Source organism: Thalassospira sp. CH_XMU1420-2 (assembly GCF_037029325.1).
Classification (GTDB): Bacteria; Pseudomonadota; Alphaproteobacteria; order Rhodospirillales; family Thalassospiraceae; genus Thalassospira; species Thalassospira povalilytica.
Map to the genome: position 1 here is coordinate 121,025 of NZ_JAYMEG010000005.1, position 25,218 is coordinate 146,242.

At 55.2% G+C, this 25,218-nt stretch carries 24 protein-coding genes and 1 other RNA gene; 16 read left to right on the forward strand and 9 right to left on the reverse strand.

Going from position 1 to position 25,218, the window contains the following annotated elements:
• Positions 1 to 11: 11 nt before the first annotated feature.
• The 4 genes from cyoB to WA429_RS15865 all read left to right on the forward strand — a co-directional run bounded on the left by cyoB (position 12) and on the right by WA429_RS15865 (position 3,932).
• Positions 12 to 2,021, forward strand: coding sequence for a cytochrome o ubiquinol oxidase subunit I (cyoB, locus tag WA429_RS15850; RefSeq protein WP_068517079.1), 2,010 nt, complete (start codon positions 12 to 14; stop codon positions 2,019 to 2,021).
• Positions 2,022 to 2,031: 10 nt separating this feature from the next.
• Positions 2,032 to 2,652, forward strand: a complete 621-nt coding sequence (cyoC, locus tag WA429_RS15855; RefSeq protein ID WP_068517080.1) for a cytochrome o ubiquinol oxidase subunit III — start codon at positions 2,032 to 2,034, stop codon at positions 2,650 to 2,652.
• Positions 2,649 to 3,029 (forward strand): cytochrome o ubiquinol oxidase subunit IV, encoded by a 381-nt coding sequence (locus WA429_RS15860; protein WP_068517081.1) that lies wholly within the window; start codon positions 2,649 to 2,651, stop codon positions 3,027 to 3,029. The genes cyoC and WA429_RS15860 overlap by 4 nt, the downstream gene beginning before the upstream one ends.
• 93 nt (positions 3,030 to 3,122) lie before the next feature.
• Positions 3,123 to 3,932, forward strand: coding sequence for an SURF1 family protein (locus tag WA429_RS15865; RefSeq protein WP_287466446.1), 810 nt, complete (start codon positions 3,123 to 3,125; stop codon positions 3,930 to 3,932).
• Positions 3,933 to 4,049: 117 nt separating this feature from the next.
• Here the strand turns inward: WA429_RS15865 and WA429_RS15870 are convergent, their stop codons facing one another.
• From WA429_RS15870 to WA429_RS15885, 4 genes are all read right to left on the reverse strand, one after another.
• Positions 4,050 to 4,607 (reverse strand): peroxiredoxin-like family protein, encoded by a 558-nt coding sequence (locus tag WA429_RS15870; RefSeq protein WP_101247863.1) that lies wholly within the window; start codon positions 4,605 to 4,607, stop codon positions 4,050 to 4,052.
• 131 nt (positions 4,608 to 4,738) lie between these two features.
• Complete coding sequence (locus WA429_RS15875; protein ID WP_101247864.1) at positions 4,739 to 5,320, reverse strand: TetR/AcrR family transcriptional regulator; 582 nt, start codon at positions 5,318 to 5,320, stop codon at positions 4,739 to 4,741.
• Positions 5,321 to 5,449: 129 nt separating this feature from the next.
• On the reverse strand, positions 5,450 to 5,977 hold the full coding sequence (locus WA429_RS15880; protein ID WP_068517084.1) for a dihydrofolate reductase: 528 nt from the start codon (positions 5,975 to 5,977) through the stop codon (positions 5,450 to 5,452).
• Positions 5,977 to 6,771 carry a thymidylate synthase gene (locus WA429_RS15885; RefSeq protein WP_068517170.1) on the reverse strand — a complete coding sequence of 265 codons (795 nt, stop codon included), beginning with the start codon at positions 6,769 to 6,771 and terminating at the stop codon, positions 5,977 to 5,979. Before WA429_RS15885 ends, WA429_RS15880 begins: the two co-directional genes overlap by 1 nt.
• Before the next feature lie 210 nt (positions 6,772 to 6,981).
• Here WA429_RS15885 and WA429_RS15890 point away from each other — a divergent pair, with 210 nt between their 5' ends.
• The 3 genes from WA429_RS15890 (at position 6,982) to WA429_RS15900 (ending at position 8,669) form a co-directional block, all read left to right on the forward strand.
• Positions 6,982 to 7,542: a putative glycolipid-binding domain-containing protein gene (locus WA429_RS15890; protein WP_287466445.1), complete on the forward strand. Its 561-nt coding sequence runs from the start codon at positions 6,982 to 6,984 to the stop codon at positions 7,540 to 7,542.
• Positions 7,543 to 7,621: 79 nt separating this feature from the next.
• Positions 7,622 to 7,988, forward strand: a transfer-messenger RNA (tmRNA) gene (gene ssrA, locus WA429_RS15895).
• Positions 7,989 to 8,126: 138 nt separating this feature from the next.
• The gene (locus WA429_RS15900; RefSeq protein ID WP_068517086.1) at positions 8,127 to 8,669 is read left to right on the forward strand and encodes an SspB family protein; all 543 of its coding nucleotides are present in this window, start codon (positions 8,127 to 8,129) and stop codon (positions 8,667 to 8,669) included.
• 81 nt (positions 8,670 to 8,750) lie between these two features.
• On the opposite strand, the gene WA429_RS15905 is transcribed toward WA429_RS15900, so the two are convergent.
• Positions 8,751 to 9,686, reverse strand: a complete 936-nt coding sequence (locus WA429_RS15905; RefSeq protein WP_287466444.1) for an AEC family transporter — start codon at positions 9,684 to 9,686, stop codon at positions 8,751 to 8,753.
• 289 nt (positions 9,687 to 9,975) lie between these two features.
• On the opposite strand from WA429_RS15905, the gene WA429_RS15910 reads away from it, so the two are divergent.
• The 3 genes from WA429_RS15910 (at position 9,976) to WA429_RS15920 (ending at position 14,359) form a co-directional block, all read left to right on the forward strand.
• Positions 9,976 to 11,592 carry a fumarate hydratase gene (locus WA429_RS15910; protein WP_287466443.1) on the forward strand — a complete coding sequence of 539 codons (1,617 nt, stop codon included), beginning with the start codon at positions 9,976 to 9,978 and terminating at the stop codon, positions 11,590 to 11,592.
• 165 nt (positions 11,593 to 11,757) lie between these two features.
• Positions 11,758 to 12,678, forward strand: coding sequence for a DMT family transporter (locus WA429_RS15915; protein WP_287466442.1), 921 nt, complete (start codon positions 11,758 to 11,760; stop codon positions 12,676 to 12,678).
• A 247-nt stretch (positions 12,679 to 12,925) separates the two neighbouring features.
• Entirely contained in the window at positions 12,926 to 14,359 is a 1,434-nt protein-coding gene (locus WA429_RS15920) for a methyl-accepting chemotaxis protein (RefSeq protein ID WP_287466441.1), read from the forward strand.
• A 30-nt stretch (positions 14,360 to 14,389) separates the two neighbouring features.
• Here the strand turns inward: WA429_RS15920 and WA429_RS15925 are convergent, their stop codons facing one another.
• Positions 14,390 to 15,520 carry an AbrB family transcriptional regulator gene (locus WA429_RS15925; protein ID WP_228195752.1) on the reverse strand — a complete coding sequence of 377 codons (1,131 nt, stop codon included), beginning with the start codon at positions 15,518 to 15,520 and terminating at the stop codon, positions 14,390 to 14,392.
• A 239-nt stretch (positions 15,521 to 15,759) separates the two neighbouring features.
• On the opposite strand from WA429_RS15925, the gene WA429_RS15930 reads away from it, so the two are divergent.
• Positions 15,760 to 16,392: an alpha/beta family hydrolase gene (locus tag WA429_RS15930; RefSeq protein ID WP_287466440.1), complete on the forward strand. Its 633-nt coding sequence runs from the start codon at positions 15,760 to 15,762 to the stop codon at positions 16,390 to 16,392.
• 96 nt (positions 16,393 to 16,488) lie between these two features.
• Here the strand turns inward: WA429_RS15930 and WA429_RS15935 are convergent, their stop codons facing one another.
• Complete coding sequence (locus WA429_RS15935; RefSeq protein ID WP_068517092.1) at positions 16,489 to 16,926, reverse strand: VOC family protein; 438 nt, start codon at positions 16,924 to 16,926, stop codon at positions 16,489 to 16,491.
• A 124-nt stretch (positions 16,927 to 17,050) separates the two neighbouring features.
• On the opposite strand from WA429_RS15935, the gene WA429_RS15940 reads away from it, so the two are divergent.
• The 4 genes from WA429_RS15940 to WA429_RS15955 all read left to right on the forward strand — a co-directional run bounded on the left by WA429_RS15940 (position 17,051) and on the right by WA429_RS15955 (position 21,056).
• Positions 17,051 to 17,755: a helix-turn-helix transcriptional regulator gene (locus WA429_RS15940; protein WP_068517093.1), complete on the forward strand. Its 705-nt coding sequence runs from the start codon at positions 17,051 to 17,053 to the stop codon at positions 17,753 to 17,755.
• Positions 17,739 to 18,161, forward strand: coding sequence for a TfoX/Sxy family protein (locus WA429_RS15945; RefSeq protein ID WP_287466439.1), 423 nt, complete (start codon positions 17,739 to 17,741; stop codon positions 18,159 to 18,161). The genes WA429_RS15940 and WA429_RS15945 overlap by 17 nt, the downstream gene beginning before the upstream one ends.
• Positions 18,162 to 18,327: 166 nt before the next feature.
• On the forward strand, positions 18,328 to 20,280 hold the full coding sequence (locus tag WA429_RS15950) for a putative bifunctional diguanylate cyclase/phosphodiesterase (protein WP_287466438.1): 1,953 nt from the start codon (positions 18,328 to 18,330) through the stop codon (positions 20,278 to 20,280).
• A 161-nt stretch (positions 20,281 to 20,441) separates the two neighbouring features.
• Positions 20,442 to 21,056: a hypothetical protein gene (locus WA429_RS15955; RefSeq protein WP_287466437.1), complete on the forward strand. Its 615-nt coding sequence runs from the start codon at positions 20,442 to 20,444 to the stop codon at positions 21,054 to 21,056.
• Between the two features lie 19 nt (positions 21,057 to 21,075).
• On the opposite strand, the gene WA429_RS15960 is transcribed toward WA429_RS15955, so the two are convergent.
• On the reverse strand, positions 21,076 to 23,139 hold the full coding sequence (locus tag WA429_RS15960) for a SpoIIE family protein phosphatase (RefSeq protein ID WP_287466436.1): 2,064 nt from the start codon (positions 23,137 to 23,139) through the stop codon (positions 21,076 to 21,078).
• Between the two features lie 3 nt (positions 23,140 to 23,142).
• Positions 23,143 to 23,448, reverse strand: coding sequence for an STAS domain-containing protein (locus tag WA429_RS15965; protein WP_068517097.1), 306 nt, complete (start codon positions 23,446 to 23,448; stop codon positions 23,143 to 23,145).
• A gap of 168 nt (positions 23,449 to 23,616) precedes the next feature.
• On the opposite strand from WA429_RS15965, the gene WA429_RS15970 reads away from it, so the two are divergent.
• Complete coding sequence (locus WA429_RS15970) at positions 23,617 to 25,215, forward strand: sigma-54-dependent transcriptional regulator (RefSeq protein WP_250282760.1); 1,599 nt, start codon at positions 23,617 to 23,619, stop codon at positions 25,213 to 25,215.
• Positions 25,216 to 25,218 lie beyond the last annotated feature (3 nt).

The window sequence follows — 25,218 nt, forward strand, 5'->3', positions numbered from 1 at the left end:
AGAGTAATCCGATGTTCTCTAATCCGGACCTTTTACATTTTATATTTGGCCGGCTGTCAATCGACTCCATCCCGATGTTCCACGAGCCGATTGTCGCCGTGACATTTGCTGCCGTGGTGCTGGGCGGGCTCGTCGTTGTTGGCGCGCTTACCTATTTCCGTTTGTGGGGATATCTCTGGAACGAGTGGATCACCTCGATCGATCATAAAAAGATCGGCATCATGTATATCATTCTGGCGATCGTCATGCTTTTGCGTGGCTTTGCCGATGCACTGATGATGCGCGCCCAGCAGGCGATCGCGTTTGGGGATGTTGCCGGTTATTTGCCGCCCGACCACTATGACCAGATCTTTACCGCGCATGGCGTGATCATGATCTTCTTCGTGGCGATGCCGCTGGTGACCGGTCTGATGAACTTCGTTGTGCCGCTGCAGATCGGCGCGCGCGACGTTGCATTCCCGTTCCTGAACAATTTCAGCTTCTGGATGACCACCTGTGGTGCCGTCCTGATCATGGCGTCGCTGTTTGTCGGTGAGTTCGCAAAAACCGGTTGGCTGGCCTATCCGCCGCTTTCGGACATTGTCTATAGTCCGGGTGTGGGGGTTGATTACTATATCTGGGCCTTGCAGATTGCCGGTGTCGGTACGTTGCTTTCGGGTGTGAACCTGATTGTGACCATCGTCAAAATGCGCGCACCGGGCATGTCGATGATGAAAATGCCGGTCTTTACCTGGACCTCGCTTTGCACCAACATCCTGATTGTTGCAGCATTCCCGGTTCTGACCGCGGTTCTGGTTCTGCTTGGTCTTGACCGTTATGCAGACACCAACTTCTTCACCAACGATCTTGGCGGTAACGCCATGATGTATATCAACCTGATCTGGATCTGGGGTCACCCGGAAGTGTACATCCTGATCCTGCCGGCGTTTGGTGTGTTTTCCGAAGTTGTTTCGACCTTCTGCCGCAAGCGCCTGTTTGGCTACAGCTCGATGGTTTATGCCACGGTGGTTATTACCATCCTGTCCTATATCGTCTGGCTGCACCACTTCTTCACCATGGGTTCGGGTGCAAGTGTGAACGCCTTCTTTGGCATCACAACCATGATCATCTCGATCCCGACCGGTGCAAAGGTCTTCAACTGGCTGTTCACCATGTATAAGGGCCGCATCAGCTTTGATGTGCCGATGCTGTGGACGATCGGTTTCATGCTGACCTTTGTCATTGGTGGCATGACCGGTGTTATGCTGGCGGTTCCGCCGGCTGACTTCGTGCTCCATAACAGCCTGTTCCTGATTGCCCACTTCCACAACGTGATTATCGGTGGTGTGGTCTTCGGGATGTTTGCCGGTATCGTTTACTGGTTCCCGAAAGCATTCGGCTTCAAGCTGGATGAGTTCTGGGGCAAGATGTCGTTCTGGCTGTGGACCATCGGCTTCTACTTTGCCTTCATGCCGCTTTATGTTCTTGGCCTGATGGGCGTTACCCGCCGCATGAGCCACTTTGACGACCCGTCGCTTCAGATCTGGTTCGTTATTGCGGCCTTTGGTGCGGTTCTGATCGCCGGTGGTATCGGTTCGTTCCTGATGTCGATCGTGGTTGCCGTTATCAATCGCGAGAAGCTGCGTGACGAAACCGGTGACCCGTGGGGTGGTCGTACGCTGGAATGGTCGACTTCGTCGCCGCCCCCGGCCTACAACTTCGCCTTTACCCCGGTTGTTCATGAACTGGACGCCTGGGCGGATATGAAAAAGCGTGGCTTTGTACGTCCGACATCGGGCTTCATCGATATCCACATGCCGAAAAATACCGGCGCTGGCTTTATCCTGGCTGCGATTTCGCTTGTCCTTGGTTTCGCCCTTGTCTGGCACATCTGGTGGCTGGCGGCTGTCAGCTTCATCGTGCTGGTGGTTGGTGCGATTGCGCATACCTTCAACTATGACCGTGATTATCACATCCCGGCAGATGAAGTTGTGAAGACCGAAGACGAACGTACCGCCCTTCTGGCAAAACAGCAGGCGTAAGGGAATGACAATGGCGAATAATACTGCCTCTCAGACCGAAACGCCGGTCTTTTACCTGAAAGAAGAGCATCACCCGGAAACCGGTACGATGCTTGGCTTCTGGATCTATCTGATGAGCGATTGCCTCATCTTTGCGATCCTGTTTGCAACCCATGGCGTGCTTGGCCGCAACTATGCGGCCGGGCCTTCGCCGGCGGATCTGTTCGATCTTGAACTGGTGGCGATCAACACCTCGATGCTGCTGTTCTCGTCGATCACCTATGGCTTTGCCATGCTTCAGATGGAAAAAGGCAAGATTGCCGGCACCCAGCTGTGGCTGGCGATTACCGGTCTGTTCGGGATCGCGTTCGTCGGGCTGGAACTTTACGAGTTCCATCACCTGTGGAGCATTGGGGCAACCCCGATGCGCAGTGGCTTCCTGTCGGCGTTCTATACGCTGGTTGCGACCCACGGTCTGCACGTGACGTTCGGCATCATCTGGCTTGTGACCCTGATGGTTCAGGTGTCCCAGCGCGGACTGATCCCGGAAAACAAGCGTCGCCTGATGTGCCTGTCGATGTTCTGGCACTTCCTTGACGTGGTCTGGATCGGTGTCTTCTCTGTCGTTTATCTGCTGGGAGTTCTGGGATGAGTGCACATTCACACGCACATGATGACCATCACGGCGATGGTGCCTCTCACGGTACTTTCAAAAGCTATCTGATCGGTTTCATCCTGTCGGTTATCCTGACAGCGATCCCGTTCTGGCTGGTGATGGATGGCGTTCTTGACAGCAAGGTCGCGACCGCACTTTGGATCATGGGTCTTGGTGTGGTTCAGATCGTGGTTCACATGATCTACTTCCTGCATATGAACACCAAATCCGAAGGTGGCTGGAACATGCTGGCGCTGATCTTCACCATCGTGATCGTGGCGATTGCCATCGCCGGTTCGCTGTGGGTGATGTATCACCTCAATACCAACATGATGCCGCAGATGGATCATGAAATGATCAAGAGCTTTGGCTAGGCCGTTGCTTGATATCTGAAGGGGGCGCGATACTTTACCGGTATCGCGCCCTTTTTCGTTCGCAGACACAGATGCCCTTGGAAAGAAAGCGAGATGACGGACAACCGCATTTCCCGAACCGCCAAAACGACCACAGCAACGCAACCATCCCGGCGCGGACCATCCATGACCACCCGGATCGTGGTTCTGGCACTGGCGGTCATTCTGTTTTCCGGGTTTTGCGCCCTTGGATACTGGCAGATCGAACGCCGGGCCTGGAAACTTGATCTGATTGCGCGGGTTGATGCACGCGTGCATGGTGATGCCCAACCGGCCCCACGCCGCGATGACTGGGCCAATGTCAGCCGCGAACGCGATGAATATCGCAAGGTTACCGTTACCGGCACCTATCGCAATGATCTGGAAAGCCATGTCTATGCCGCGACCGATTACGGGGCGGGCTATTGGGTGATGACGCCGCTTGAACGCGACGATGGTACGATTGTCATGGTCAATCGCGGCTTTGTCCCGACCGACCGCCGCAACCCCGACACCCGCAGCGATGGCATGGTCGACGGGCAGGTCACGGTGACGGGGCTTCTGCGTCTTGACGAGCCGGTCGGGACATTCATGCGTGACAATGTGCCCGGGGATGATCGGTGGTATTCGCGCGATGTCCGCGCCATGGCCGAAAAGCGCGGGCTTGATGCCAATGATGTCGCCCCGTATTTCATTGATGGCGACGGGGCGGAAAATTCGGCAAAGCTTCCGGTCGGCGGACTGACCCGGATCAGTTTCCCCAACAATCACATGTCCTATGCGCTGACCTGGTTTGGCATGGCGGCATTGACGATTGTTGCAGCCTGGATCGTGTTGCGCCCGCGCCGGCGCCGCGAAGAGGGTGACGACCCGGACGAGGATTGATCCTTCCCCGATCTGATACCGAAGAACAAAAAGCCCGGCATTTCAGTTGCCGGGCTTTGTTTTGCAGATTACGTCGCGACAGGTTGGGGAAGGGACCTGTTCGCATGTTGGGCAGGATCACGGATTGGTGTGATCAACCACTTCGCCGCGTGCCGGGTAGCCCTTGGCAATCACGAAATCAAGCGCGCCAAGGATCTGGTCAAAGGCCGGGCGGGCAAACGGCATGGTCTGGACGGTGCCGAAATAAAGGGTGCCGTCCGGACGGACCAGAAACAGACCGGGTTCGGAAAAGATCGCCGGTTCTTCATAGCCGCTTGAGGTCACGCCGTTCGAGGTCGAGATATAAAGACCCCATTCGCGGGCCTTATCAAGATCAAGCCCATAGCCGAGATCAAGGTTTTCAAGGCCCCATTTTGCCTTGGCCTCGGTCGCACGGTCTTCGCCGTCCGAGGACAGGACGACAACATTTACACCGCGCTTGGCAAAATCGGCGAGCTTGTTATCAAGGTCTTTGAGATATTTGCCGCAGATCGGGCAATGCAGGCCGCGATAAAACACGACCATGGTGAAGTTTTCCGGTTTCTGATCGGCCAGCGACCAGGTGCCGCCCCCGACCAGCGGAACGCTGAGAGACGGGACAGGCTGACGGGGCAGAAGCGGGGTAATTGCAGACATTTCGTTCCTCAAGACTTGGTGTATGTGTTGTTTGACCTTATTATGGAATGATCATTCTATAATGCAACATGTTTCGAGACCGATCACTGAACCGTGATCGGAAACAGCGGTTTGCGGGGTTCACAAACCGGTCAGTTCAGGACTTCGAGAATGGTGTTGGTGTAATCTTCAAGCGTTTCACGATCCGCACCGCGGCGCGACATCAACTGAACGCCCTGGATCGACCCGGCAAGGAAGCGCGCCAGTGCGCGGATGTTCTTGTCCTTTGAAATCGTGCCATGTTTGATGCCACGGCTAAGCGCGGCGGCAAACATGTCTTCGACCCGGCGAAAGGCCTGATGGGCGATAGCAGCGGTTTCGGGATCATGCGGGGCCAGTTCCATCCCCGAATTCACAATCAGACAGCCTTTATGTTTGCCTTCTGCGCAGCCGGTTTTGGCGGTGTCGCGGAAAGTCTTTTCAATTGCTTCGCGGCCGTCTTCGATTTCGCGAAGATTGGCAAAACGCTCGGAACTGATTTTCTGGCTGTAATGGTCAAGCACACGCAGGAAAAGAGCCTTTTTGTCGCCAAAGCTTGCATACATGCTTGCCCGGTTCAGGCCGGTTTCTTCCACCAGATCCTGAACAGAGGTCGATTCAAAGCCTTTGCTCCAGAAGATGTTCATTGCGTTATCAAGAACGCTTTCTTCATCAAATCCGCGGGGGCGCGCCATGACATTTCCTTGGGTAGTGACGAGAACACTGGAACGAGTGTTCTATAACTGTTTTAAAGATGGATCGGCTGGCCTGGAAAATCAACCGCTGTGGCATCACGGCAGGGTGCAGCCACACGCATATCGCGCCTATATCCGATCAAGGGTCACGAAACTGTAGTCCGGACCATCGGGATTGTCGATCCTTTGACGGGCGGTTTCGCGCCATTCATCTTCTGCCAGCGGATCAAGGAATGTGTCGCCGTCGATCTTTGCGTGAACTTCGGTCAACTCAAAGCGCGTCGTAAAAGGCAGGGCGAGGTGATAAATCTGGGCGCCACCGGCAATGATGACTTCATTGATCCCGTCGCGCAGCGCAATTTCGTCGGCAAGCCTGATGGCCGTTTCGATGTCATGGCAGACGCGGACATTTTCATGATCAAATGACCAGTCCTTATCGCGGGTAACGACGATATTGGTCCGTTTGGGCAACGGGCGGCCAATGGCTTCAAACGTGACGCGGCCCAGGATCATCGGTTTGCCAAGGGTCAGGGCCTTGAACCGTTTAAGGTCTTCGGGCAGTTCCCACGGCATCCAGCCATCCTTGCCGATGGCGCCATTTTCGGCCGCAGCAACAACCGCAACCCGTTCAATCCGTTCATTGTTGTTTGCCGGCATCAGACAGCAACCTTGCCGGCAATATGCGGGTGCGGGTCATAACCGACCAGTTCGAAATCCTCGAACTTGAAATCAAAGATCGATTTGACATCGGGATTGATTTTCATGGTTGGCAGCGGGCGGGGATCGCGCGACAGCTGCAATTCAACCTGTTCAAGGTGGTTGGTATAAAGATGTGCATCGCCAAGGGTATGGACAAAATCGCCAACGCCAAGATCACAAACCTGGGCAATCATCATGGTCAAAAGCGCATAGGATGCGATGTTGAACGGCACACCAAGGAAGATATCGGCACTGCGCTGATACAGCTGACAGGAAAGCTTGCCGTCCGCGACATAGAACTGGAACAGGCAATGGCAGGGCGGCAGCGCCATGTTGGGCACATCGGCCACGTTCCAGGCCGAAACGATCAGGCGGCGGGAATCGGGATTGTTTTTGATCTGATCGATCAGGCCGGTGATCTGGTCAATGGTTTCCCCATTGGCCCCGCGCCATGACCGCCACTGGCCGCCATAGACCGGGCCAAGATCGCCGTTTTCATCGGCCCATTCGTTCCAGATGCGCACACCGTTGTCTTGCAGATATTTGACATTGGTGTCGCCATCAAGGAACCACAGCAATTCATGAATGATTGATTTCAGATGCAGTTTCTTGGTGGTGACCAGCGGGAAACCTTCGGACAGATCAAACCGCATCTGATGGCCGAAAATCGATACGGTGCCTGTACCCGTGCGGTCTTCCTTGCGCGTGCCGGTGTCGCGCACCAGACGCATCAGATCAAGATATTGCTGCATGCTCAGTCCTGCGTTTTTCGGAATCGTCTTTGGGGCAGCATAGTCAGGTCGGCGGTCATCGGCAAGCAACGCAGTGTCCCCTTTGATATCGCGTTTTAAACACGCCCCTGCTGACGGTTCCTGTCAGGAGAGATCGCGCAAATTCACCCCGTGTGGCTATACTTGATCGCATGAAATTTTGGCGCGTTTAACGCAGGGAGTGTCGGTCATATGCGAACGGAAGTTCAGTGGGTTGATTGGGACGGAAAGGGGCTTGAACATTGTGTCTGCCAAACCGACGCGGACGGGATCAAGCTTGAGGGTGTGGTGATTGGCACGCGTGAAGGCCAGTATGGCGGATCGTACCTTGTTGTGACCGACGCGTCATATGCAACGCGCGAAGTCCGGGTAAGCTATGTCGGCGGGGCGCATATGCATGTCACATCTGACGGCAAGGGAAACTGGTTTGACTGTCTGGCTGATCGGGATTTGCCGGCTCTGACGGGCTGTTTTGATGTGGATATCGGCATCACGCCAGCAACAAACATGCTTCCGATCCGGCGATTGCAACTGCCTGCGGGGGAGGCGTGCGATATTTCGGCGGCCTATGTGCCGCTTCCAAGTCAGATCGAGGGTGATTTTCTTCCGTCGCGTGCAGCGCAACGTTACAGCTGTCTGATTCCGGGGCGTCGTTATCGCTATGAAGGGCTGTTTCGCAATTTCTCGGCAGAGCTTGAAATCGATGAAGCCGGGCTGGTGATCGATTATCCCGATACGTTCCGCCGTGTTTGATGGTGGGCAAAATCGGCAATCCGGCATTGCCCGGATATCGGAATGTTCCGTTCGAATGAAAAAAAAGATTTCCCAAATCCCCTTGTGAAAAGGACCCGGTTTGACCTATATAGGGGCTGTCGGGGCAACCCGACTACGGCGCTAAACTGCGTGACAGAATAGGCTTTACGGACCCGGGGGCGGTACCCGGCGGCTCCACCAAATTTATCGGTTGTCCGACTCAGACAATCTTCGTGGGGCCGAAATAGGATCGACGTGAGCAGTAAAAGTCAATGTGGGCGCTCGGCATGGTACCACCGCATCGGGCCAATGTTTGTAAATGCAAACGACAACAATGCTCCGGTTGCTGTTGCCGCCTAAGCGGTACTAGCACCAAAGCGAAATTCCGGTTGCCGGGAGCGGTAATCTGGTGGGGGACGGGGCACCTAGCAACAGAACGCCCCACTCTTGTATTTATTCCCCGCTTCGTTATGAATAGAGTCATTATAAGGCACTCCAAGATGCAATTGGCGTGCAGAGATGCTATATGACAATGACGGGATTTGCCGGAAAGCACCGGTATCCCGCCAGATACAGGATTACTGATGCAGAAACCGGAAGAATTCCGTTACGATCTTATGGTCGACCAGGCGCTGCGCGGCGTGGTGAAAGATATTCTTGCGCGCGTGGCTGAAGAAGGCCTTTTCGGCGAGCATCACTACTATATCACTTTCCAGACCAACCATCCCGGTGTTGCACTGCCTGAAAGTCAGCGCAAAGCGCATCCCGACAACATCACGGTGGTGTTGCAGCACCGGTTCTGGGATTTGAAGTCCGAAGATGACCATTTCTCGGTTGGAATGAGCTTCGATGGCATGCCGACCACTGTGGTCGTGCCTTTTGATGCGATGCTGGCCTTTGTCGATCCGTCTGCCAACTTCATGCTGACCTTCAGCGTCGAAGAAGAAATGGATGACGATGATTTCGACTTTGAAGAAGATGATGATCTGGATGCCGATCTGATGGATGACGAAGAAGCGGCACCGACGCTGGTGGCCGAACCGTCAAAATCATCGCGCAAAAAATCCAAACCCGATGCGGGCGAAACCGGCGAGGTCATCGCACTGGACGCGTTCCGCAAGAAATAAAACCGACCCGCCTTCGGGCGCATGGCCGGAACATCGATCGCGGGTCTGACACCAATGTGTCGGACCCGTTTTCAATTGCGGTCAGGCAATCGCCAGATAGGCCGACAGGGTGCCAACCGACAGGATGGTGGTGATCAGGATCATGCGCCCGGTCAGTACACTTTCGCGGTTGTAAAATTCGGCCAGCATGAAGGGCCCGGTCCCGGTCGGAAGGGCTGCAAGCAGGACCGCAAGATGGGCCATGTGGCCCGGCAGGCCAAGAACCGGCACCGCCATCACCCAGGTCAGGGCCGGTTGGACAACCAGTTTGAGGATCACGAAAATCCCCGTGGTGCTCCATTTTTCGTGCTTCTGATTGGCGGTGCGATCAGCCAGAAACAGTCCAAGTGCAATCAGCGCACACGGGGCGGCCGCCCCGCCAACAAGTTTCAGATAAACATCAACCGGGCCGGGAATTTCCCACGGGGATAGCATCACCACTGTGCCAAGGGTCGGCGCAATCAGAAGCGGGTTTTTGACCAGTGCCTTGAGGGTCTTGAGAATGATGTCAAAACGGCTGGTTTCCTGTTGCAGGCCAAATTCGATCAGGATGATGGCAATGGCAAACAGCACACAGGCGGTCAGGATGGTGGCAATCAGGGTTGCGGCCAGACCGCTTTCACCAATCAGGGCCAGAACAAGCGGGAAGCCAAGAAAACCGGCATTGGCGTAACTGGTGGTAAGGCCGTCAATCACCGCATCGACCAGATGATGGCCGCTGGCAATCCGCATGATGATGGTCAGGATAAAGACCACGCCACAGCCGAAACCAAAAGCCAGAATGAAGTCAGGTTGCCAGATTTCATGGGGTTCGGCCTTTGCCATGATGTCAAACAACAGGGCGGGCAGGGCAAAATAGACCACAAGCCGGTTGATTTCGCGCGTGGCGGTCGGACCAAGGGCACCGCCTTTGCGCGCGATCCATCCTGTCAGGATCAGTGCAAAAATCGGCAGGATAATCAAAATCTGGGAAAGCATGGGCAAACCTGAAACAAAAAACGCACCCGATTGTGGGTGCGCAACCTTGATGCACTTTTAGAACGGGTAATGTCTAGGGCAGGATCAATCAGCGCGCTATCAGAATGATCGTTTACAGGCAATAGACACCCAATAACAGGCTTTGCTTATCCGCAGAACTGCGTATTTGCGGGCAAAAAACGCATACAAGGGCAAAGAACGTGGAAATTTCTTTGTCGAGGCGCTATGTTCCGCGTCAATTATCGAAAAAAACAATCCCACCTTGTTTTGAGAGAGACGAGAGCCTTCCATGAGTGATTTTGTCTATAAACCCATGTTCGATCAGGGGAAGGACACGACCCCGTACCGCAAGATCGGCGATGAGGGTGTTTCCACCGTTGACGTCAATGGCGAGACCTATTTGAAGGTCGAACCCGAAGCGATTGAAAAACTGACCCTTCAGGCGTTTTTCGATTGTTCGCACCTTTTGCGTCCGGGCCATCTTGAACAGCTTCGCAAAATCCTTGATGACGAAGAAGCCACACCGAACGACAAGTTCGTTGCGATGGATCTTCTGAAAAACGCATCCATTGCCTCGGGCGGTGTTTTGCCGATGTGTCAGGATACCGGAACGGCAATCGTCATGGGCAAACGGGGTGGCAAGGTCATCACCGATGGTTCGGATGAAGAAGCACTGTCCAAAGGTATCTGGCAGGCCTATCAGAAACATAACCTGCGCTTTTCACAGGTTTCCCCGATCAACATGTTCGAAGAAAAGAACACCGGGTCGAACCTTCCGGCACAGATCGATCTTTATGCGACCAAGGGCGATGAATATAAATTCATGTTCATGGCAAAGGGCGGCGGGTCTGCCAACAAGACCTTCCTGTTCCAGCAGACCAAGGCGCTTCTGAACCCGGAAAGCCTGCGCAAGTTCCTTGACGAGAAAATTCGCACCCTTGGCACTTCGGCTTGCCCGCCGTATCACCTTGCCATCGTTATTGGCGGTACGTCGGCAGAATCCTGCCTCAAGACCGTGAAAATGGCGTCAGCGCGTTATTACGACAACCTTCCGACCGAAGGTGGCGAGCATGGTCAGGCCTATCGTGACCTTGAATGGGAACAGAAGGTTCTTGAGATGACCCGCGAAATGGGCATCGGCGCACAGTTTGGCGGCAAGTATTTCTGCCACGATGTGCGTGTGATCCGTCTGCCGCGCCACGGGGCAAGCTGCCCGGTTGGTCTGGGTGTTTCGTGCTCTGCCGATCGTCAGATTCTGGGCAAGATCACCAAAGACGGTATCTTTATCGAGGATCTTGAACATGATCCGGCGAAGTACCTTCCGCAGGTGACGGACGAACATCTTGATGACGAAGTGGTCAAGGTTGACCTGAACCGTCCGATGGATGAAATCCGCAAGCAGCTTTCGCAATATTCGGTCAAAACGCGCCTGTCGCTGACCGGGACCGTGATTGTGGCCCGTGACATCGCGCATGCCAAAATCAAGGAACGCCTTGATGCCGGTGAAGAGATGCCCGAATACCTCAAAAACCATCCGGTCTATTATGCCGGTCCGGCGAAAACCCCGGAAGGCATGCCGTCGGGTTCGTTCGGCCCGACCACGGCCGGTCGCATGGATGCCTATGTCGAGCAGTTCCAGGCCGCTGGCGGTTCGTTCGTGATGCTGGCAAAAGGCAACCGTTCGAAGGCCGTCAAGGATGCCTGTGCGAAATATGGCGGTTTCTATCTTGGTTCGATCGGTGGCCCGGCTGCGCGTCTGGCACAGGATTGCATCAAGAAGGTCGAAGTTCACGAATATCCGGAACTTGGCATGGAAGCCGTCTGGAAGATCGAAGTCGAAGACTTCCCGGCCTTCATCGTTATTGATGACAAGGGCAATGATTTCTTTGCCGAATTCGGCATCTGATTTCGATCCGGTCATCGGGAAAATCAAAAACGGCGCAGGGGCAACCTTGCGCCGTTTTTTCATGGATTTTGCCGCGCATAGCTGACCTCCGGTCAAAGGGGTTGCCGTATTGGGCGCGGCATGGTCTGATTCGGGCAAAATCAACCCTTTATCGGATAACCTGTTATGTCTGAAACTTCCGCGCTTCGTGCCACCAGTGCGACGGAAAGCCGACTTGTCGGTGTGACATCTGCCTTGGCGACGGTCTTTATCTGGGCCGGTTGGCTTATTGCGACCCGCTATGCCATGACATCAAGCTTTACAGCTGTGGATATTGGTCTTTTGCGCTTTGTGGTGCCGTTTGTTCTGCTTGCCCCGATCTGGCTGAAAAAAGGCATCTGGCCCAAGGGGCTTTCGATTGCCAATGGTCTTTTGATGCTGGTCGGGTCGGGGGCGTTTTACACGCTGATGGTTGCCAGTGCGCTGCAATTCGTTCCGGCCAGCCATGTGGGCATTTTGTTGCCTGGTGTGATGGCGGTCTGGGCGGTTCTGATTGCTGTTGTGATGTTTGGCGAACGTCCGGGCAAGCTACGTTTGACCGGGTATGGTGCGGTGATTGTCGGGGTCTTGTCGCTTGTGGCGCTTAAACCGGCAGGCGAGGTCAGCAGTGACATGTTGCTGGGCTATGGCCTTGTTTCAGCCGGGGCGTTCATGTGGGCGTGCTATACCCATGCCATGCGCCAAAGTGGCCTTGGCGCGCTTGAGGCCGCGGCCTTTGTCGGTTTCTGGTCCTTTGTGATCATGGCCATCATTGCGGTCTTTACCGGCACCACGCTTGCCGATGCGCCGGTTGGCGATGTCATGATGCTGTTGACTGCCCAGGGGCTTTTGGCCGGTTGTGTTGCGGTGATTACCTATGGCCTTGCCGTGCGTCATATCGGATCAACCGGTGCGTCGGCATTCGGGGCGATGACGCCGGCCCTGACAGCACTTGGCGGTGTGATCCTGCTGGGTGAGCAGGGCAACCTTGCGCTGGCACTTGCCGTGGTGCTGGTGATCCTTGGTGTGATGATCGCATCGGGTGTCTTTCGCAAGGTCAGGGTTTAGGTCCGCTGATTGCCAACAGCGTGTTTCGCGCACCAGGTGGCGTGGCAAAGCACCTGCGGTCCGGTCTAAATGATTGATTGTATTGCACACGCGAAATGTTCTTTTCGCGTGTGCAATAGTACGCTAATATTCCCTTGTGACCGGGCAATGGCGCCCGGACATTTCGATGATTGGCAGGCAACGAGGCTTGCATGACCTGTTTGGTTTCCGTGTGGGGACCGAACTGTTTCAGCCTCGGAGTTTCAAGATGCTTGCCGGTTTCATCCGTTCTGTTTCCCCCGAAAACGATCCGCAATTCCGTCGCGCGCCTGATGGTTCTGCACTGGTTGATATTTTGCGTTTGCTGCGCAAGGTCAGCACGGTCGCAGACGAGGCCAGCGCACGCGATGAGGCGATTGGCGATATCCTGACCGCAGTGTGTGATTATTGTGCATGGCCGATCGGGCATGCCTATTTGCGATCAGGTGATGAATTGTCATCAGCGGGCATCTGGTCAATCAGTTCATCAATTTCCGGCGCAAGGATTGCCGATTTCCGAGCCCAGTCCGAACAGACTGTTTTTGCCCTGGGGCAGGGATTGATCGGCAGTGTCGCGGCCAATGGTACGGCGGTTTGTATCGCGGATGTCACGCAAAAGGACGGTTTCCTGCGTGCGCCGTCTGCGGCGCGAAACGGGCTTCGGGGATGCTTTGCCCTGCCGGTCAAGCTGTCAGGCCGCACAGAAGGCGTGATCGAGTTTTTCAGCCCCGACATTGCCCGGCTTGATGATGAATTGCTGGAACTTCTGGGATTTGTCGGCGGGCAGGTTGCCCGCATTCTGGAACGTGAACAGGTTTTGAAATCGCGCGAACAGCTGGCATCGGATTTTGAAAATCAGGTTCAGGGCACGGTCGGGATGCTTGGCGCTGCGGTCAGTCAGGTGCGCAGCGCGCTTGACGTTCTGGGCGACAGCCATGATCAGACGCGCAACTGCAATCAGGGGATCGCGCAGGCGGCACAAAGTGCGCTTCAGCGTATTGAAAATGTTGCCCAGCAGATGGAAACCCTGAAAAGCCAGCTGGTACATGTTGGCGGCGAGGCGGCCGAAACCGTGCGCACCACCCACGAAATCGGGTGTCAGGCCCGTGACATGCGCGAAACATTTGCCACCCTTCAGGCCCGCGCCGCCGATGCGGAAAAGATGCTGTCATCGATTTCTGCGATTGCCGCACAAACCAAGATGCTGGGGCTTAATGCATCGATCGAAGCTGCGCGCGTCGGCGAGGCCGGCAAGGGGTTTGCGATTGTCGCCAAGGAGGTCAAGGCCCTTGCCGGGCAGTCTGCCAGTGCAACAGACGAGATTTCGCGCTGGATGGAGCTGATGCTTGGAACCATTGCCAAGGCTGGTAATGACATCGATCAGATCGCCCTGGCGATGGATACCTTGCAGGCGCGATCCGAAACCACTGCCGCACAAACAGAAGAACAGGCCGAAATCTGTATTTCCGTGGCATCGGGGGCAACCAGTGCCGTTTCCGAAGCACGGTCGGTCGGGGACAGTGTCGAAGAAATCACCAATGCCATCGCCCATGCCGATGCGGTTGCCGGTGAACTCAGCGATGCGGCTGCAAATCTTGAAACCCAGGGAAGCGAACTTCGCACCCGGGTCGAAGGCTTTATCGGCAAGATCCTTACGATGTGACCTGATATCTGCGTGCGCAGATGTGATCCATCAGGCCTTCTCGTTTTCGGGGCCGGTCAGATGGGCGGTGCGCCGTGCAACCAACCGGGCAAGCGGCGCACCAAAGGCAAGGACCATGAAAAACCGGGTGGCCTGCAACACCAGTATGAATGACAGATCGACATTGGTGCTGGCAGCAATGATCGCGACCGAGTCAAGTCCACCCGGACTTGTCGCCAGATAGGCGGTCAGCGGATCAACATCCATGAAGATCACCAAAAGACCGGAAATCCCCGCACAAAAGCCGATCAGCATGATGATCGACAACAAGACCTTGGGAAAGGCATGGGCGGCGTGGCGCAAGACCGGCGGGGTGAATTTAAGCCCGATCACCCAGCCGATCATCGCATAGGTCAGGCCCAGAAACCATTCGGGCAACACGACATCAATATAGCCGCTGACATGCAGGATCATGGTGACAATGATCGGTATCAAAAGCGTGCCCGACGGCAGGCGCGATTTTTCCCCGACAAGGCAACAGATAGCTGCCAGCCCAAGCGTGATCGCAAAGCCCGGCACATCAAGCGGCGGGAACCATTGATGGGCTAATGCCGCAGCAGCGGCGACTTCGGGATCAACCCAGAAATTGGCAACACTGGATGCCACGGCAACCACGATCACCACCCGGACATATTGCATGAAGGCAACAAGACGGGCATCCGCGCCAAAGGCCTCGGCCATGATGACCATCGCCGATGCAGCCCCCGGTGACGATCCCCAGATGCCCGCGGTTCCCGGCAGAACCTGTTTGACGCACAGGATCCAGCCCAGAAAGCTGCTGGCCAGAAGCGTTATGGTTGTGACCCCGATGATCAGCGGCCAGTCCTGGACAAAGGATGTCAGGATGCCGATGGTCATTGATCCGCCAATCATCACGCCGAGCACGGATTGCGCCCCGAGATAAAGGGATTTCGGCGGTGTTATGGTGGCACCATTGGTTCCCATGACAATACCGATGATCATCGGCCCGACCAAAAGCGCAGCAGGCACATGCCAGCGATGAAGCAGCACCGAAAACACCAGCGATACCGATACCATTACCATCCACTGGACCGGCTTGGGCAATCGGCCAAGGCGTTCTTTTGATGGTATTTCGGGTGTGTGTTGCGGTTCTGATGACACGATGATTGCCTTTGCAAACAAAAGGATCGGCATATCGCGGGTGGCGCGATCTGACAGATATCGGCACAAGGGGCTTGCCGACCGGGTGGGGCAGGCAATTATAACCTTATAATCATTCAGGAATCGAGCTTTTGCAAAAGAGGTAATCTCTGCAACTGTAATTAGCTGCACGTAGCGTTACACATCGCAGCCGTGTGGTTCTGTGATCTGGTCTGCAATGACTGTCTGGAGATTGTCTGATGACGACGTATGAAATCCCGTTTCTGTTTGACGGGGATGAGAAGGCCGGTTTGACCATCGCGCTTGCACATGGTGCCGGGGCGCCGATGGACAGTCCGTTCATGAATGAAATGGCGGAGGCACTGGCTGCTGGCGGTTTGCGGGTGGCACGGTTTGAGTTTCCCTATATGGCCAAACGCCGGGTGGATGGCAAAAAGCGCGGGCCCGACCGCGCGGCAGTTCTTTTGCCGTTTTTAGGCGAGGTCGTGCGCCAGCTTGGTGGGCCGGAAAACCTGATACTTGGTGGCAAATCAATGGGTGGTCGCATGGCCAGCATGGTGGCAGATGATCTTGGGGTGGCGGGGCTTGTATGTCTTGGATATCCGTTCCATCCGCCGGGCAAACCCGAAAACCTTCGGACCGAGCATTTGGCCAGCCTTGTAACGCCCGCACTGATTTGTCACGGAACGCGCGATCCGTTTGGCAAACCCGACGAGATCGCCGGATATGATTTGTCAAAGACGATCGCGCTGCATTGGGTTGAAGACGGCGAACATGATTTCAAGCCGCGCAAAAGTTCCGGACGGACGCAAAGCCAGAACATTATCGAGGCGGCCGGTGCTATATCGGATTTTGCCCGAAAACTGACCTGATGATACCGGCCCGCCATTGACTGGCGGGCCGGTTTGGGTTGGGTTGCGTTGATTTGATTTGGGGCGTTCAAGTCGTACGGTTTGGCGCAAGGGGGATCAGGCCAGAATGGCCTGGGTATCATCAAGGAAGTGATGGGCATATTCCGGTGCGATTTGCCCGGTCTGGCTTGCGATATCAAGGCGCACGCCATTGGGATCAAGCAAGGCAAAATGACGTTGCCCCCACGGTTCGTCACGGACATCCATGGCGAATTCGAAACCGGCATCGCGCAACTCGCTGGCGGCAGTTCCCGCATCTTCGACTTCAAGACACATCACACTGCCTTCGCCAAGGGTGGCGGCATGGAATATGGCCGGCTGGGTTTCGTGGCCCGGTTTCATCAGGCCAAGCTGAACGGACGGAAAATCCGACCAGACAAGCTGGCAATACCAGTCGCCATCAAACACCGGGGTAAAGCCAAGCTTTTTGTAAAAGGCGCGGCTTTGGGTGAATTTGTCGGTGATGATGATGGGGTATGAGTTGGTGACTTTCATTGTCATGCTCCTGACATTGGCGTTTGATCCTGTCCCGATTTCTCAATGGTTGCACATCCCTCCTGACAGGAGCCTGTCAGGAGCGGTATGATAATTTTCAGGGCAGGATGACGAAGGAGCGATCATGAGAAGGGCCGACCGATTATTTCGCCTTGTTCAAATCTTGCGCCGCCGGAAATTGTGCCGGGCATGTGATTTGGCCGAGGAACTCGAAGTTTCCGAACGTACGATTTACCGCGATATTCGCGATCTTGCCGCGTCCGGTGTCCCGGTCGAAGGCGAGGCCGGTGTCGGCTATATCCTGCGTGATGGGTATGATTTGCCACCCTTGATGTTTGATGCCGACGAGATCGAGGCCCTGGTGGTGGCAGCCCGGATGGTGCAAAGCTGGACCGATCCGCAAATGGCCCGCGCGGCCGGGGATGCTCTGACCAAGATCGAAGCTGTCCTGCCGGAAAAAATGCGCGGTCTGATTGGCGGGGTGCCGATTGCTGTTGCCGAAATTGCACAGGAACCGATTTCGATTTCGATGCCTGATCTGAGGCGGGCCATTCGGGAACGCAATCTGATTGATATTGATTATACCGATGCCAAGGGCGACGAGACCAAACGTCGTGTCTGGCCGTTGGGGATGCTGTTTTTTGGCAGTACGTGGCTTTTGGCGTGCTGGTGCGAATTGCGCGAAGCATTCCGCGTGTTTCGGGCCGACCGTATCCGGGGGATGGAAATTTCAACCGCCAAATACCGCCCGGTTCCGGGGCGTTCTTTGCGCGATTACCTGATTTCCGAAGGTGTTGAAGGCGAAATCCTTAATGGCATCGGTCGATAACGAATTTGTTCTGACATTTGCAGAGATCCTTGCGCCACTGGGCACGATCCGGATCAAACGGATGTTTGGCGGGTTTGGCCTTTATTGCGACGGGGTGTTTTTTGCCATCGTTGCCGATGATGTTGCCTATCTCAAGGGGGATGAACAAACCCGCAAGGCATATGATGACATGGGCATGGCGCCGTTTGTTGTGCCATCAGGACGCGCGCAGACACTGTCCTATTTCGAAGTGCCCGGTGAATGGATCGAGGATGGCGATCAACTGATGGCGTTTGCCCATATGGCACTTGGCGCGGCCCATCGTGCCCGGTCGATCAAGGATGCCAGGGACAAAAGACCGCGCAAGACTGCAAAGAGAAATCCGTCAAACAAGTCAACGGTCAAGCCGGCCGGAAAAGGCGGCTAACGGGCCCGTCGGTGCGTAGTTTTTGTGGTACAGCCAAAACCGCTTAAAGTGGTGAATTGAGGAATAAATACGCGCTTTTGGCGAGTTTGGCGATCAAGGTATGTTATCTAATATAAATTCTGTGTAGTATTTTGCTACGACAATGAAAGTATTAGGTTCCTGATCCGTGGCAGTCGGCGAGTTTGGGCAACGTGTTGCCGATATCTTCAGAATACATACAGAGAAACCGGAACTGATCCGTGCACAGGTAAGGGCCCTGTCGCGGCAGATACCGGTGCTTTACATGTTGCTGTTGGCCAATGCGGTTGCGCTGGCCTACACCCATTACGGGGTCGCACCCGACTGGCTGACGATTTACGCCATCGGCATTCTTGCGGTGGTGTGCGTTGTGCGCGCCATTTCATGGAGCCGGGCGGGGCTTGATGTCAGTGACATTGCGGTCTGTATCGGGCATCTGCGCAAAATACGGGTTCTGGCGGCGGCGATCGCCGTGCTTTTCACGGCATGGGCGATCACGATGTTTGGCTATGGCGACCCGTATCAGAAGGGGCATGTTGCCTATTTCATTTCGATCACCGTTGTTGGCTGCATCTTTTGTCTGGTCAATTTCCCGCCCGCCGCGATGCTGGTGGTGGTGATCGTTCTTGGCACCTTTGTCATGTTTTTCGGGCTGAGCGGCAATGAAGTCTATGTCGCGATTGCGGTGAATATGGCGCTGGTGTCGGTGATGATCATTCAGATCATCCGAAGTTTTTATTCCAACTTTGCCGGTTTGATCGATACCCAGCTTGATCTTGAAGATCAGCATCAGACAACCATCGAGCTGTCGCGCCAGAATGAGGCGCTTGCGCTGATTGACGCATTGACCGGGCTGTCCAATCGTCGCGCCTTCTTTGCCATGCTCGAACAAACGGTCGCGCAGGCCGGTCCCAATGACCAGTTCGCCGTTGCGATGATTGATCTGGACGGTTTCAAGCCGGTCAATGACGTGCATGGTCATCCGATTGGTGATGAGTTGCTTATCCAGGCCGGGATGCGGTTGCGCCGTATTCTCGGCGATGAAACATTGCTGGCGCGCCTTGGCGGTGATGAATTTGGCGTCATTCTGACCAAAGGTCGCGATGCCATAGAACTGATCGAACTCGGATGCGAGCTGTGCAAGGCGCTGAACCGTCCATTTGTTCTAAGCAACATCACGGTTCAGGTGTCCGCATCCCTTGGTTTTGCGACATATCCAAGTGTGGCGCGTAATTCGAACGGATTGTTCGAACGTGCGGATTTCGCGCTTTATCACGCCAAGAAAAACTGCCCGGGCGAACCGGTGCTGTTTGCAGCCCACCATGAAACATTGATCCGTCATGATTCCCAGATCGAGCAGGCCCTGCGCAAGGCTGATCTTTCGCGGGAATTGTCGCTTCATTATCAGCCGGTCTTCAACATCAAGACCGGCCGGGTCAATTCGATTGAAGCCTTGGCACGCTGGGACAGCGAAACAATGGGCCGGGTTTCACCCGCAACGTTTTTCCCGGTTGCCGAAAAGACCGGCCAGGTCAGTTTCCTGACCCGTGTGTTGTTTGAAAAGCTGCTTGAAGATATGGCGGGTTGGCCGGGGAGTGTGCAGGTATCGTTCAATCTGTCAGCCCGCGATATTGTTTTGTCCGATACGGTTGAATGGCTGATCGAACAGATTACGCACAAGAATATCGATCCCGCGCGGCTGACATTCGAGGTTACCGAAACCGCATTCCTGCGCGATTTCGCCGCGGCACGCACCAGCATCCGTTATTTGCGCCAGCATGGGGCACGTGTCGCCCTGGATGATTTCGGTATCGGCTATTCCAGTTTGCGCTATGTGCATGAACTGGAATTTGACGCGTTGAAGGTCGATCGCAGCTTCATCACGCCGCTTGCCAATAACGAACGCAGCCGCCGTATTGTTAAAACCGTTGTCGATATGTGTGCCAATCTTGATATCGATTGCGTGCTTGAAGGCATTGAAACCGAAAGTCAGCGCGATGCGGTCATGGCGCTTGGCGGTCGGTTGATGCAGGGCTATTTCTTTGCCCGCCCGGACCGTGAACCACGGTTGGTCGCACTTTCGGATGCGCTTCGGGCGTGAATATCCTGCCTGTGTCAGAAAAAACAACAAACGGTGCAATCGGTGCGACTCGGTTAATCTTCCCGCAACCAGATGACGTTAATCTGTTCTGAACGGGATCATTGCCATCAGGCCAAAATGACGATGGTTCCCGGTTTTTGGCGAGAACGGGGCATCTGGCAATGTCGTCTCAGACACAGATTTCGCAGACATCTGACATCGCAATCGCGGGGGAGATTGACCTTGCCCCCGAGATCCGCACGCGTCTGCGTCAACTGATTGACAGTCTGCCAAGCCAACCGGCGCGGCTGCGCGTTTTGGGGCATGTCCTGCTTGATCTTGGTTTGGGTGAGCTTGCGCTTAATGCGTTCGGGCGGGCGTTGCTGATTGATGATCTTGATGCCGCGACCCATCTGGGACTGACCCGGGTTTATATCCAGACGGGCCGTCGTGACACCGGGCTTGAACATCTGGAAATTGCCATCAGTTTGCGTCCCGATGCCCGTGAATTACGGGTATTGGCCGCCGATCTTCTGGGATGCCGGGATAAAATGCGGGCCTTGGATCAGTTGGGTAATGTTCTTGCGGCTGAGCCCGATCATGCCGGGGCGCGCAAGGGGCTTGCCAACCTGGTGCGCACGGTTATTGCCGGACGCATCGAAGCCAAAAAACGCGATATCGTCATGCGTGACCGGGCCGAACCGATGGTCGATCACAGCCAGTTTGTCTGGAGTGACGCCGAACCGTTTGGTGATCTGGTCCATTCATCGCTTGGACGGGCGCGTTACCATTCCTGATGCCTGAATGTCCCCTGCATCAAATGGCGCAGGGGATTGGCGTTGATTGCAACGAAACGATGGTAAAGTCATCGGCAAGCTGAGCCGGGGCGCGGTCCATGAACTGATCGGCAATCTGGGCGGCCAGATCAATTTCCGACTTACTTTCAATGATGGTTTCACGCAGCATCGACAGCAGCTTTTCCTCGCTCAGGAACTGGCCGTCATCAAGTGTGGTTTCAATCAGTGCATCACTGTAAAGCAGCAGGAAATTGGCACCGGTAAACGGCACCTCGCGGGTTTCGTAACGTGCATTGCGCACCACGCCAAGCGGGACACCCGATCCGTCAAGATACCGTGCCTGACCGGTCAGGCTGTTGCCCAGAACCGGGGATGTGCAGGCCGCACTGGCATAGGTGAACTTGCTTTCGACCCGGTCGATGATCCCATAGAGCATGGTGGCATATTGCCCGATCGGCAAAAGCCCCTTGAGATGGCGGTTCAGGTTTTCAAGATATTCGCCCGGCTCCCGATCATGGAGCTGATCAGACCAGATCAGGGAATGCAGGCGGAATGTGTTCAGTGCGGCACCAAGACCATGTCCGGCAAAATCGACGATATAAACACCAAGTCGGTGTTCGTCGATCGGCATCAATCCCCACATATCGCCGCCAAGTTCCGATGACATCTGGAAAGTCGCACTGATCCGAAGCCCGTAATCAATACCGGTACCGCGGTAGTTTTCCGGGGTGGGGTTGAGGTTTTCCTGCATGTCGCGCGCCATGGTCAGTTCAGAACGCGTGCGTTCCTGATAGGCTTGCAACTGTTTGACCAGAAGCCGGTTTTCAAGATGAATGCGTGTGCGCGCGATCAGTTCCGCCTTGTTAAGCGGCTTAAGGATAAGGTCGGTCGCGCCATCATCGAAAATCCGTGTCCGGCCTTCGTTTTCTTCAAGGGCGGTCTGGGCGATGATCGGGGTTTCGGCGTAATCCGGATTGGCGCGGATGGCCTTGCACACCCCGTAACCATCAAGTTTCGGCATGATGATATCAAGGATGATCAGGTCGGGATTATGGATTTTGACCTGATCAAGTGCATCTTCGCCATCCTTGGCAAAGACCAGATTGGTAAACCCGTCCGATCGCAGATAGGACGCGATGATTTCGCGCGACAACATCGTGTCATCGGCAATCAGAATGGTTGCATTTTGCGGGTTGCGGATATCGGTATCGGGGACCTGGTCTTTATTACCGTCCAGTTCGGATACAAAGATATCCGATGTCGTCAGAAGGTCGGCCTTGTCCTGATCGAATTGCAGCTCGATGCTGCGCCCGCTGCGTGAAAAGCTGACGGAATGGCACAGGCTTTTGATCAGCGGCAATCCGCGGCCAAATGTTGTTTTGCGCCCGGCCACCGCGGTTGAGCAGGAATCGGATGGCGGGGTAAATCCATTGCCCTGATCATTGACGGTAATCACGATATGGCCGTTCTTTTTGCGGCGCGCGGTCAACAGAATGACGCGTGCGCCATGCTTGCTTGACGCCAGCCGGCGTTTGGTTTCTTCGCCCAGTTCGGTGAAGCTGTCCATCGACAGGTGGCCACTGGTATCGAGTTCGAGATTGCCGTGAATAAGCGAATTGGCGAAGGCTTCCTGAACCGCCATTTCAACGGTCGCCGCGATTTTTTCGGCGATCAGGCCGCGATGGCGCAGGGCGGTCACGAATTTGCGCGCGACAGGAAGGTGATAGGCACTGCGCGTTGACATACAGACCGAAAGCGCATGGCTGCGCCCGCCATTTGTCGGGATCAGCGGTGCCAGATCGGCGAAATCGATTTCAGATGAACATTCAACAAACGTGTCGCAGTCCAGACGGGTCAGGCCGCCAAGCCATTCCCGTCCGACACCGGATGGCAGGAAACACACCGAAAACCGCCTGTTGTGCGAAAAGTCTTCGGGTGTTTGCCCCGTAACGCTTTTGACTGAAACACGATCCGGGGCATCCCAGAGAGCACTGCTGGCAAGGAGGGCATCAATGTCGCTTTGGGCAAGCGACTGCGCAATGGCGACCGAATGGGCGGTGCGGCTTTCTTTGCCAGCAGTCATATCTTAGTCTTCCAATTTGAACAAAGTATCGAAGCGGGCGACTTCAAGCATGCGTTTGACCTGTCCCTGTGCGCCGCGAATGACCACGGATGTGTTGGTCTTTTCGCCTTCGTCACGGGCAAGCAGCAGCATGCCAAGGCCTGCGGAATCGATGAATTCCACACCGGCAACGTCGAGGACATATGTGTCTGAGCCGTGCGGGCGGATCTCTTCGATCAGTTTGCGAAAACTGGAATGGTCACCAAATGTAAAACGACCACTAAGTTCAACTTTTGTGGTCCCGTTAGCGGTTTCTGTCTTGTAGTTCAAAACTGGTACTCCTGGTGGCAGGTAACGGCGTAAAAACTATGCCTTTTTTAACCTTAGTCTGATTGTGTATGCTTTAGGAAGCCACTGCAAGAATGTTAGCAGTTGTGACGAACACAGCTCTATCGGTATGTTGGGCCATAGTGGCTATATCGGGACATGAACACGAAAATGCCAGATCAGGCACGCATTGTAATTGTGGAAGATACATTGTCGCTTGCGCGTGTGTATCAAGACTACCTGCGTGCGGATGGTCATCTGGTTGATCATGTGGTCAATGGCACGGATGCGATTGAACGATTGCGTCAAAACCCGCCCGATGTTCTGGTTCTTGATCTTGTTCTGCCTGACATGGACGGGCGTGACGTGCTGCGCAGTGCTGCCCAGATTTGCCCGGATTGCAAAATAGTCGTCATCACCGCGCACGGATCGGTCAATGTTGCGGTCGAAGCCATGCGCGAAGGGGCATGGGACTTTTTGTTAAAGCCGTTTACTGCCGACAAATTGCGTGAAACCGTGACCAAGGCGCTGGCCGGTGCGCCGTCAATTCCCGATGGACCTGATGTGGACCTTGCAGGGGCGGACACCGACGAGATGTATTTTGACATCATCGGCGGGTCGGACAATATGCGCGACATTTATCGCATCATTGAAAATGCCGCACCAAGCCGCGCGACCGTGTTCATCACCGGTGAATCGGGTACGGGCAAGGAACTTGCCGCCGAAGCCATTCACAGGCGATCGGAACGTTCCAAGGAACCGTTCATACCGCTGAACTGTGGTGCCATTCCCAAGGACCTGATGGAAAGCGAGATTTTCGGTCACGTCAAAGGGGCCTTTACCGGTGCGGTTTCCGACCGCGAAGGTGCGGCACACCGGGCCGAAGGCGGTACACTGTTTCTGGATGAAATCTGCGAAATGGATCTGGATCTTCAGACCAAGCTTCTGCGTTTCATCCAGACCGGCACATTCCAGAAAGTCGGTGGCAGTTCGATTGAAACGGTCGATGTGCGGTTTGTTTGTGCGACCAACCGTGATCCGCTTGAAGAAGTGCGTGCCGGGCGGTTCCGTGAAGATCTTTATTACCGTCTTCATGTGATCCCGCTTCATATGCCGCCCCTGCGCGACCGCGATAACGACATCCTTCAGATCGCCAATTTCTATCTTCAACGCTACACCCGCGAAGAAGGCCGTGACTTCGAACAATTCAGTCCGGAAGTATCCGCCCTGTTTGCGCGCTATACCTGGCCCGGAAACATCCGGCAGCTGCAAAACATCATCCGAAATATCGTTGTTTTGAATAACGGTACCGAAGTCACCCTTGCCATGGTGCCGCGTCCGGTCAATAGCGGGACCGAGGATGACCGTTTCGGGTCTGCGACAATCGAAGCCCCGCCGCCCCATCCGGTGGTCTCGCGTGATTCCGGGGGAAGTGGACGGCTGTGGGAAGGCGATCCCGAGGCGCTGGCCTTTCTGGCCGGGGCGCGCCAGATGCGCAAGGTTGTTGAAAATCACCAGTCAGACAAAAGCAGCCAGCTTGTCGGCACCAATGGTGCATCGAATGACCGCATAAGCATGCCGTCGCAAGGTCTTGGCGCGCCGGGACTGGGGTTTGGTGAAATCCGGCCACTTTGGCAGGTGGAAAAACAGGCGATTGAAGAAGCCATCGAACGTTGCGGCGGATCCATTCCGCGGGCTGCCGATGCGCTTGGCGTCAGCCCATCAACGATTTACCGTAAAAAACAATCCTGGGAAGAAAACGGTCTGTAAGAC

What these genes read in the sequence shown, in the direction of transcription:
- WA429_RS15870 (WP_101247863.1), bottom strand. Translation starts at nt 4,607, where the DNA reads ATGTCTGCAATTACCCCGCTTCTGCCCCGTCAGCCTGTCCCGTCTCTC.
- WA429_RS15945 (WP_287466439.1), top strand. Translation starts at nt 17,739, where the DNA reads ATGGCATCGGTCGATAACGAATTTGTTCTGACATTTGCAGAGATCCTT.
- WA429_RS15940 (WP_068517093.1), top strand. Translation starts at nt 17,051, where the DNA reads ATGAGAAGGGCCGACCGATTATTTCGCCTTGTTCAAATCTTGCGCCGC.
- WA429_RS15880 (WP_068517084.1), bottom strand. Translation starts at nt 5,977, where the DNA reads ATGCCGGCAAACAACAATGAACGGATTGAACGGGTTGCGGTTGTTGCT.
- WA429_RS15915 (WP_287466442.1), top strand. Translation starts at nt 11,758, where the DNA reads ATGTCTGAAACTTCCGCGCTTCGTGCCACCAGTGCGACGGAAAGCCGA.
- WA429_RS15885 (WP_068517170.1), bottom strand. Translation starts at nt 6,771, where the DNA reads ATGCAGCAATATCTTGATCTGATGCGTCTGGTGCGCGACACCGGCACG.
- WA429_RS15955 (WP_287466437.1), top strand. Translation starts at nt 20,442, where the DNA reads ATGTCGTCTCAGACACAGATTTCGCAGACATCTGACATCGCAATCGCG.
- cyoC (WP_068517080.1), top strand. Translation starts at nt 2,032, where the DNA reads ATGGCGAATAATACTGCCTCTCAGACCGAAACGCCGGTCTTTTACCTG.
- WA429_RS15865 (WP_287466446.1), top strand. Translation starts at nt 3,123, where the DNA reads ATGACGGACAACCGCATTTCCCGAACCGCCAAAACGACCACAGCAACG.
- WA429_RS15875 (WP_101247864.1), bottom strand. Translation starts at nt 5,320, where the DNA reads ATGGCGCGCCCCCGCGGATTTGATGAAGAAAGCGTTCTTGATAACGCA.
- WA429_RS15920 (WP_287466441.1), top strand. Translation starts at nt 12,926, where the DNA reads ATGCTTGCCGGTTTCATCCGTTCTGTTTCCCCCGAAAACGATCCGCAA.
- WA429_RS15930 (WP_287466440.1), top strand. Translation starts at nt 15,760, where the DNA reads ATGACGACGTATGAAATCCCGTTTCTGTTTGACGGGGATGAGAAGGCC.
- WA429_RS15960 (WP_287466436.1), bottom strand. Translation starts at nt 23,139, where the DNA reads ATGACTGCTGGCAAAGAAAGCCGCACCGCCCATTCGGTCGCCATTGCG.
- cyoB (WP_068517079.1), top strand. Translation starts at nt 12, where the DNA reads ATGTTCTCTAATCCGGACCTTTTACATTTTATATTTGGCCGGCTGTCA.
- WA429_RS15970 (WP_250282760.1), top strand. Translation starts at nt 23,617, where the DNA reads ATGCCAGATCAGGCACGCATTGTAATTGTGGAAGATACATTGTCGCTT.
- WA429_RS15890 (WP_287466445.1), top strand. Translation starts at nt 6,982, where the DNA reads ATGCGAACGGAAGTTCAGTGGGTTGATTGGGACGGAAAGGGGCTTGAA.
- WA429_RS15860 (WP_068517081.1), top strand. Translation starts at nt 2,649, where the DNA reads ATGAGTGCACATTCACACGCACATGATGACCATCACGGCGATGGTGCC.
- WA429_RS15910 (WP_287466443.1), top strand. Translation starts at nt 9,976, where the DNA reads ATGAGTGATTTTGTCTATAAACCCATGTTCGATCAGGGGAAGGACACG.
- WA429_RS15900 (WP_068517086.1), top strand. Translation starts at nt 8,127, where the DNA reads ATGCAGAAACCGGAAGAATTCCGTTACGATCTTATGGTCGACCAGGCG.
- WA429_RS15905 (WP_287466444.1), bottom strand. Translation starts at nt 9,686, where the DNA reads ATGCTTTCCCAGATTTTGATTATCCTGCCGATTTTTGCACTGATCCTG.
- WA429_RS15935 (WP_068517092.1), bottom strand. Translation starts at nt 16,926, where the DNA reads ATGAAAGTCACCAACTCATACCCCATCATCATCACCGACAAATTCACC.